Raw genomic sequence first — 5,466 nt, 5'->3', positions numbered from 1 at the left:
TGGTCACCCCTCGTCGAGGGGTGACCACGGCCGTCGTCGGGCAGCGGCAGGCTGCTGCCTCAGGGGTGCCGCGTCAGTGCGCGGTGGCCTTCTCGGCGCCCGCGCCCGTGAGGGAGCGGACCTCCATCTCGGCGTACTTCTCCGGGTGCGACCGCTCCTTGCTCAGGTAGGTGCCGACGATGCCGAGCACGAACGCGAGCGGGATGGTCACGATGCCCGGGTTGTCGAGCGGGAACCAGTGGAAGTCGATGTCCGGGTTGCTGATCATCGACTTGCTGAGCCCGGTGACCGGGTCCGCGGGCTTCCCCGAGACGACCGGCGAGAAGATGATCAGCACGACGGTCGAGATGAGGCCGCCGTAGATGCTCCACAGCGCGCCGGACGTGTTGAACCGCTTCCAGAACAGCGAGTAGATGATGGTCGGCAGGTTCGCCGACGCCGCGACGCAGAACGCCAGCGCCACGAGGAACGCGATGTTCTGCCCGTTGGCGAAGATGCCGCCGATGATCGCGATGATGCCGATCACGACCACGGTCCACCGGGCCACGCGGACCTCGCCGTCGGGCGAGACCTGCCCCTTCTTGATGATCGAGGCGTAGATGTCGTGCGAGAAGCTCGCCGCCGCCGTGATCGTCAGGCCGGCCACCACCGCGAGGATGGTCGCGAACGCGACCGCCGCGATGATGCCGAGCAGGATCTCGCCGCCGAGCTCGAACGCGAGCAACGGTGCCGCCGAGTTCTGCCCGCCCGGTGCCGCGAGGATCGCCTCGGGGCCCACCAGGGCGCCCGCGCCGTACCCGAGCACCAGGGTGAACAGGTAGAAGATGCCGATCAGCCAGATGGCCACGACCACGGACTTGCGGGCCTCCTTGGCCGACGGCACCGTGTAGAAGCGCATCAGCACGTGCGGCAGGCCCGCGGTGCCGAGCACCAGGGCCAGCGCGAGCGACAGGAAGTCGAGCTGGGAGATCGCCGAGGCCCCGTACTGCAGGCCCGGTTCGAGGATCGCCTCGCCGTTCTCGCCGGCCATGGTCACGGCCTCCTGCATGACGGCCGACAGGCTGAAGCCGAACCGCGCGAGCACCCAGATCGTCATGGCGCCGGCGCCCAGGATGAGCAGCGTCGCCTTGATGATCTGCACCCACGTGGTGCCCTTCATGCCGCCCACCAGCACGTACAGGATCATGAGGGCGCCCACGACGGCGATGACCAGGCCCTGGCCGCCCTTGTCCGTGATGCCGAGGAGCAGGGCGACGAGCCCGCCCGCGCCCGCCATCTGGGCCAGCAGGTAGAAGAACACGACCGCGAGCGTGGACAGCGCCGCCGCCAGGCGGATGGGCCGCTGCTTCAGCCGGAACGACAGCACGTCCGCCATCGTGAACTTGCCGGTGTTCCGCAGCAGCTCGGCGACCAGCAGCAGGGCCACCAGCCAGGCCACGAGGAAGCCGATCGAGTACAGGAAGCCGTCGTAGCCGTTGACGGCGATGGCGCCCGCGATGCCGAGGAAGCTCGCGGCGGACAGGTAGTCGCCCGCGATCGCGGTGCCGTTCTGCGTGCCCGTGAAGTTGCGGCCGCCGGCGTAGAAGTCGGCGGCGCTCTTGTTCTGCCGCGAGACGCGGAAGACGACGATGAGCGTGACCACCACGAACGCCGCGAAGATGCCGATGTTGATCCAGGTGTTGCCGACGTTGGTCGCCGCCGCGGCCATGACTGTCCCGTTCACAGCTCGCCCTCCTCGATCTCCTCGCGCAAGGCCTGGGCCCGGGCGTCGAACTTGTCGTTGGCCCACCGCGCGTAGAGCGTGGTGATGACGAACGTGGACACGAACTGCAGCAGCCCGAAGATCAGACCCACCGTGATGGTGCCGGACACGCGGATGCTCATGAACTCGTGCGCGTACGTGCTCATGAGCGCGTACAGCAAGTACCAGACGAGGAACAGCGCCGTCATCGGGAAGACGAAGTTCCGGAAGGCCTTGCGGAGGCTCTGGAACTCGTCCGATCTCTCGACGCGTTGGTAATCGGTTTCTGCAGACCCTGAAGCCTGTACGTCACTCATGACGCCTCCATTGGCTCATGGGGGCGCGCGCTCTGCCGCGGCCCGGTGTGCGCATCTCGCACCCGGCCCAATGTGCCGTACCTCACACGTTTGGGGCAAACAGATCAGACGGCGCGTTCAGCGACTTGACCAAGTCGTTACATCCCGTGCGGCTTTCACCCGCTCGTCGACGGGAACCGGCAGGTCAGCGCAACATCAGCGCCGGACGTACGCCAGGTCGGCGATCTCGCGCCCGGCGTCGTGCGCCTTGCGCTCGAACCCGGTCAGCACCCGCCGCTCGAACCGCGGGGCGCGGCTGCCCGGACCGTGCGCGTTGACGAGGTTCTCGTCGGCCTCCAGGACCTCGATCATCTGCTCGGCGTACTCGGCCCAGTCGGTCGCGAGGCGGAGCGTCCCACCCGGCCGCAGCACGCGCGCCGCGAGCGCCGCGAACTCCGCGGTGACCAGACGGCGCTTGTGGTGCCGGGCCTTGTGCCACGGGTCCGGGAAGAAGACCCACAGCTCGTCCACGGAGCCGGCCGGGACCGTGGTGTCGAGCAGCTCGGCCGCGTTGGCCTGCACGAGCCGCAGGTTGGGCAGCCCGTCCTGGCCCAGGGCGGCACCGGCGCGCTCGGCGCGGGCGATCGTGTGCACCAGCCCGGGCTGGTAGACCTCGACGGCGAGGTAGTCCCGCCCGGGATCGGTCGAGGCCGCGCCGACGACGGCGTCCCCCAGGCCGGAGCCGATCTCCACGACCAGCGGGGCGGTCCGCCCGAAGAGCGCCGCGGCGTCCAGCACGTGCTCCGGGTGCACGGAGGTGCGCGCGATCGCGCGGGGCACGTCGACGACGTAGGCGGTGCGGCGCGTGGCCCACAGCCGCTTCTGCTTGTCGGTGAGCCGGCCGGACCGGCGCACGAACGACACCGGCTTGGTCCGGAACCCCGAGAGGTCGAGCGGGGTCTCGGTGTCCTGGCGCGCGGTATCGGGCTGGGCGGAAGCGGGCTGACTCACGGGAAAAGCGTACGAGGTCGCGGGCGGGCGTTGCGTATCCGCACTGATTCGCGGCCCAGCGCGCGGGCCCGCGGGCCCGCCGGGCAGGCTGGGCACAGCCGCCCAGCCCAGCAGAGTCAGGAACCACGCACATGCTCGCCATCGCACCCGGAGCCGAACCTTCCGAGCAGCCCGAGCGCCCTCGCGACCGCCCGTGGGACGAACCAGTCGACCCGCCGCTCGCTTCCAGCGGCGACCCGACCTTCACCTCGCGCACCGCCGAGTTCTTCTGGTCGACGTTCCCTGACGCGGAGACCAGCCCACCGTCGTGACCACGCCATCAGCCTCATCCGATCGGAAGCATCCATGACCACCCGCAGCTCCTGCTCGCGCGTCGAGCTCGACGGACGGCGGGTCGTCGTCGACCTGTCCGACGTCGACGGCGATCAGCTCACCGCGATGGCGGCCCGGAGCGGTACCTCCGGGCACCAGCTCGTCCTGGGCTGGATCCGGCGCGGGCTCCTCGACGGGCCCGCCCGGGACCCCCGCGCCTGGGACGGGCCTGTCGACCGAGGCGCCCGGCTGGCGCGGGACGTCGAGGTCGCGCGGCAGGCGGAGGAAGCGTTCGGCGACCTGTTCGGCAGTCCGGACCGCGCGGACTGAGGGGCGGCGCCCCGGTCGGGTGGGGCCGCCCAGGCGCCCGAACCCAGCTACTCCCGCCCGACCTCCGCCTCCAGCATCGCCACGGCCTCGGCCGGCTCCAGGTCCCGGACCAGCACCCGCAGGGGCAGCCCGTCCGCGAGCGCCAGCAGCCGCCGGGCCTGGGTCAGCGCCTCTTCCGCGCCCACGCCGCGGTCGGCACGGATCAGCCGCGCGCACTCGCCCTCCGCGCCCCGCCGCGCCTCGGCCAGCACCTGGCGGACGGCGGCGTCGTTGATCGACTTCGCCACGTAGGCGTACCAGACGCTGACGCCGATGCGCCCGGCGTCGTCCCGCGGGATCTGCTGGGTCATGACGTGCAGCAGCCGCTCGCGCGGGGCGGCGTCGGCGGTCTCCTGGTAGCCGCCGTACGCGCGGTCGACGAGCGCGGTGCAGCCGGCCAGGACGAGGGCGTCCTTGGTGCCGAAGTAGTGCTGGATGCGGCCCATCGAGACACCGGCCTCGGCGGCGACGTGGCGCAGGCTGACGCCCTCGATCCCCTGCTCGGCGATGACCAGCCAGAGGGCGAAGACGATCTCCCACCGGCGTTCCTCATGGTCCACGACTCTCGGCATGGGCCCAGGATAACAATGCGGTCGCATCGCTACCTGTTACGATGCGAGTGCATTGCAAAACCGACCGCCCTGAACGACCGCTCCAGGAGGAACCGATGCGCGACCACACCACCGGCCCCAGACGCCGCCGCTGGCCGACCGTCCTGCTGGCCGTCGTCGCGGCTGTGTCCACGAGCGGGCTCGTGCTGCTCGTCGCCGCGGGCGGCCCGGGCGTCGGCCACTTCCGCACCCCCGAGGCCCGCCAGGTCTACGCGGACGCGTACGCCGACGCCCTCGGCCGCCTGCCGGAGCCCACCGCGACGCACGACGTCGCCACCAGCTTCGGCACGGTGCGCGCCTACGCCTGGGTGTCTGCGGACAACCCGGACGCGACGCCCGTCGTCCTGCTGCCGGGCCGGTCCGCCGCCGCCCCGATGTGGGGCGACAACCTGCCCGACTACATCGAGCACCGCACGGTCTACGCCTTCGACACCCTCGGCGACACCGGCCTGTCGGAACAGACCGTCGCGATGCGCGACATCGACGACGCGGCGCGCTGGGTGGACGAGGCGCTGGCCGGGCTCGGCCTCGACCGGGTCCACCTCGTGGGGCACTCGCAGGGCGGCGGGCTGGCTGCGGCCGTCGCCGTCCGGCACCCGGAGCGGCTGGCCAGCCTGACCCTGCTCGAACCGGTCATGACGCTGGGCATGATGCCGCTGTCGGTGGTCCTCACGACCATCCCGGTGTCGCTGCCGTTCCTCCCGCAGTCGTGGCGGGAGTCGGCGCTCAACCGGATCGGCGGCGTGTCGGACGACGAGGTGGACCCCGACGACCCGCTCGCCCGGATGATCTCGGTGGGCTCCGAGAGCTACAGCTCGTCGGGGCTGCCCAGCCCGTCCGTGCTGAGCGACGCCGACCTGAGGGCGCTGCCGATGCCGGTGTACGTGGCGATCGCGAGCGACTCGTCGCTGGCCGGGGGCGAGGCGGCAGCCGAGAAGGCGCGCCTGATCCCGGACGCGCAGGTCAAGATCTGGCCGGACACCACGCACTCGCTGCCCATGCAGGTGGCCCCGGCGCTGGACGCGGAGCTGGAGACCTTCTGGGCGACGCGCCCCTAGCCGCACCGCGCCACGCCAACCCCAGGCAGTCGAACGTAGGGTTGGTCGGCGCATGAGCGCTCATGCGC

The 5,466-nt window shown here is 71.3% G+C and carries 7 protein-coding genes; 3 read left to right on the top strand and 4 right to left on the bottom strand.

All coding sequences use genetic code 11. The features are described from left to right. Positions 1-73: 73 nt before the first annotated feature. From ACFU5G_RS28865 to trmB, 3 genes are all read right to left on the bottom strand, one after another. Positions 74-1,708: a cation acetate symporter gene (locus tag ACFU5G_RS28865; RefSeq protein WP_377252391.1), complete on the bottom strand. Its 1,635-nt coding sequence runs from the start codon at positions 1,706-1,708 to the stop codon at positions 74-76. A gap of 11 nt (positions 1,709-1,719) precedes the next feature. Continuing rightward, positions 1,720-2,058: a DUF485 domain-containing protein gene (locus ACFU5G_RS28860; protein WP_377252389.1), complete on the bottom strand. Its 339-nt coding sequence runs from the start codon at positions 2,056-2,058 to the stop codon at positions 1,720-1,722. Between the two features lie 195 nt (positions 2,059-2,253). Beyond that, on the bottom strand, positions 2,254-3,048 hold the full coding sequence (gene trmB, locus ACFU5G_RS28855; RefSeq protein WP_377252387.1) for a tRNA (guanosine(46)-N7)-methyltransferase TrmB: 795 nt from the start codon (positions 3,046-3,048) through the stop codon (positions 2,254-2,256). A 131-nt stretch (positions 3,049-3,179) separates the two neighbouring features. Between trmB and ACFU5G_RS28850 the strand changes: the two genes are divergently transcribed. Further along, the gene (locus ACFU5G_RS28850) at positions 3,180-3,359 is read left to right on the top strand and encodes a hypothetical protein (RefSeq protein WP_377252385.1); all 180 of its coding nucleotides are present in this window, start codon (positions 3,180-3,182) and stop codon (positions 3,357-3,359) included. 34 nt (positions 3,360-3,393) lie between these two features. Then, the gene (locus ACFU5G_RS28845) at positions 3,394-3,690 is read left to right on the top strand and encodes a hypothetical protein (RefSeq protein ID WP_377252383.1); all 297 of its coding nucleotides are present in this window, start codon (positions 3,394-3,396) and stop codon (positions 3,688-3,690) included. 47 nt (positions 3,691-3,737) lie between these two features. On the opposite strand, the gene ACFU5G_RS28840 is transcribed toward ACFU5G_RS28845, so the two are convergent. Further along, complete coding sequence (locus ACFU5G_RS28840; protein ID WP_377252381.1) at positions 3,738-4,301, bottom strand: TetR/AcrR family transcriptional regulator; 564 nt, start codon at positions 4,299-4,301, stop codon at positions 3,738-3,740. Positions 4,302-4,396: 95 nt separating this feature from the next. Here ACFU5G_RS28840 and ACFU5G_RS28835 point away from each other — a divergent pair, with 95 nt between their 5' ends. Then, complete coding sequence (locus tag ACFU5G_RS28835) at positions 4,397-5,398, top strand: alpha/beta fold hydrolase (protein WP_377252379.1); 1,002 nt, start codon at positions 4,397-4,399, stop codon at positions 5,396-5,398. Positions 5,399-5,466 lie beyond the last annotated feature (68 nt).

Origin of the sequence: Promicromonospora sp. NPDC057488 (assembly GCF_042802395.1) — a bacterium.
GTDB lineage: Bacteria > Actinomycetota > Actinomycetes > Actinomycetales > Cellulomonadaceae > Promicromonospora.
The sequence above is the reverse complement of the archived record's forward strand: the minus strand, read 5'-3'. Positions and strand labels throughout refer to the sequence as shown.

Bases quoted from the DNA above. Each gene is read 5' to 3' on its own strand.
- ACFU5G_RS28865 (WP_377252391.1), bottom strand. From the start codon at position 1,708: ATGGCCGCGGCGGCGACCAACGTCGGCAACACCTGGATCAACATCGGC.
- ACFU5G_RS28850 (WP_377252385.1), top strand. From the start codon at position 3,180: ATGCTCGCCATCGCACCCGGAGCCGAACCTTCCGAGCAGCCCGAGCGC.
- ACFU5G_RS28845 (WP_377252383.1), top strand. From the start codon at position 3,394: ATGACCACCCGCAGCTCCTGCTCGCGCGTCGAGCTCGACGGACGGCGG.
- ACFU5G_RS28860 (WP_377252389.1), bottom strand. From the start codon at position 2,058: ATGAGTGACGTACAGGCTTCAGGGTCTGCAGAAACCGATTACCAACGC.
- ACFU5G_RS28835 (WP_377252379.1), top strand. From the start codon at position 4,397: ATGCGCGACCACACCACCGGCCCCAGACGCCGCCGCTGGCCGACCGTC.
- ACFU5G_RS28840 (WP_377252381.1), bottom strand. From the start codon at position 4,301: ATGCCGAGAGTCGTGGACCATGAGGAACGCCGGTGGGAGATCGTCTTC.